The 1,941-nt window shown below is 77.1% G+C and carries 1 protein-coding gene; it reads left to right on the top strand.

Annotated features, from left to right (window positions below; genetic code table 11):
• A partial coding sequence (locus VGR37_06100; GenBank protein HEV2146952.1) for an amino acid adenylation domain-containing protein occupies window positions 1-1,941 on the top strand: 1,941 nt, incomplete at both ends.

The following is a 1,941-nucleotide window of genomic DNA, read 5'->3' as shown; positions in this document are numbered from 1 at the left end:
GTCGCCTTCGGCGGCGAGACGCTGGCGTACGCGGAGCTGGAGCGCCGCGCCAACCGCCTCGCCAACCACCTGCGCCGCCTGGGCGTGCGCCCCGAGGACCGGGTGGGGATCTGCCTGGAGCGCTCGCTGGAGCTGCCGGTGGCTATGCTGGCCGTGCTCCGCGCGGGGGCGGCGTACGTCCCGCTGGACCCCGGCTACCCCGCCGAGCGGCTGGCGCTGATGCTGGAGGACTCCGGCGTCCGCGTGGTGCTGGCCGAGCGGGCGCTGCGGGACCGCCTTCCGGCGCACGCGGCCGCGGCGGTCTTCGTGGACGCCGCCCGCGAGCGCATCGCGGCGGAGAGCGCCGAAGCGCCCGCGGTGGAGAGCGACGCCGAGCAGCTGGCGTACGTGATCTACACCTCGGGATCCACCGGCACGCCCAAGGGAGTCGCCGTCCCGCACCGCGCGCTCGCCAACCACATGGGGTGGATGCAGCGCGCCTTCCCGCTTGCGGCGGACGACCGCGTGCTGCAGAAGACGCCCGCGAGCTTCGACGCCTCCGTGTGGGAGTTCTGGGCGCCGCTGCTGGCGGGGGGCGTCCTGGTGGAGGCGCCGCCCGGCGCGCACCGCGACCCCGCGGAGCTGGCCCGCGTCGTGGAGCGGGAGCGGATCACCGTGCTCCAGCTCGTCCCCTCGCTCCTGGGGGCGATGCTGGAGGCGGGCGGGCTGGAGCGCTGCACCGCGCTGCGCCGGCTCTTCTGCGGCGGCGAGGCGCTGCCGGCGGAGCAGGCCGCCCGGGCGCGCGCGCTGACCGGCGCGGAGGTGGTGAACCTGTACGGACCCACGGAGGCGTGCATCGACACGACCTCGCACGTCTTCGCCGGGGGCGAGCCCGGGGCGACGGTGCCCATCGGACGCCCGGTGGACAACGTGAGCGCGCGGGTGCTGGACCCGCGCGGCGGGCCGGTGCCGACCGGCGTCCCGGGGGAGCTGCACGTGGGCGGGGCGCAGCTCGCGCGGGGGTACCTGGGGCGGCCGGAGCTGACGGCGGAGACGTTCGTCCCCGACGCCCTCGGGGACGCGGACGAGACGGGCGCTCGCGCGTACCGCACCGGGGACCGGGTGCGCCGGCTGGCGGACGGGACGCTGGAGTTCCTGGGGCGGATCGACCAGCAGGTCAAGGTGCGCGGCTTCCGCATCGAGCCCGCCGAGATCGAGGCCGCGCTCCGCGCGCACCCCGCCGTGGGCGACGCGGTCGTGGTGGCGCGCGCCGATGGGACCGGGGGCGCGCGCCTGGTGGCGTACCACCTCCCCGCGGACGGAGCGGAGCGCCCGGGTGCGGCGGAGCTGCGGGCGTGGCTTCGCGTGGGGCTGCCGGACCCCATGGTCCCCGGCGCCTTCGTGGCGCTGGACGCCTTTCCCCTCACGCCCGGCGGAAAGATCGACCGCCGCGCGCTTCCCGAGCCCGAGGCGGAAGCCGCCGCCGCGGCGGAGCACGTGCCACCCTCCACTCCCGTGGAGGAGATCCTGACGGGGATCTGGGCCGAGCTGCTCCACCTCGCGCGCGTGGGCGTCCACGACGACTTCTTCGCGCTGGGCGGCCATTCCCTGCTCGGCACGCAGGTGATCTCCCGGGTGCGGGACGCGCTCGGGGTCGAGCTGCCGCTGCGCGCCCTCTTCGAGGAGCCCACGATCGCGGGGCTGGCCGGGCGCATCGCGTCGCTGCCGGGTGGCGGGGCGGGGGTCGCGCCGCCGATCGAGCGGGCCGGGCGGGAGGGACGTACCGCGCTGCCGGCGTCGTACGCGCAGCAGCGGCTGTGGGTGGTGGACCGGCTGGAGCCGGGGAGCGCCGCGTACAACATGCCGTTCGCGCTGCGGCTGACGGGCGCGCTGGACGTGGAGGCGCTGGAGCGCACGCTGGCGGAGGTCGTGCGGCGGCACGAGACGCTGCGCACGCGCTTT

It is taken from the genome of Longimicrobiaceae bacterium, assembly GCA_035936415.1.
Lineage (GTDB): Bacteria > Gemmatimonadota > Gemmatimonadetes > Longimicrobiales > Longimicrobiaceae > JAFAYN01.
The sequence above is the reverse complement of the archived record's forward strand: the minus strand, read 5'-3'. Positions and strand labels throughout refer to the sequence as shown.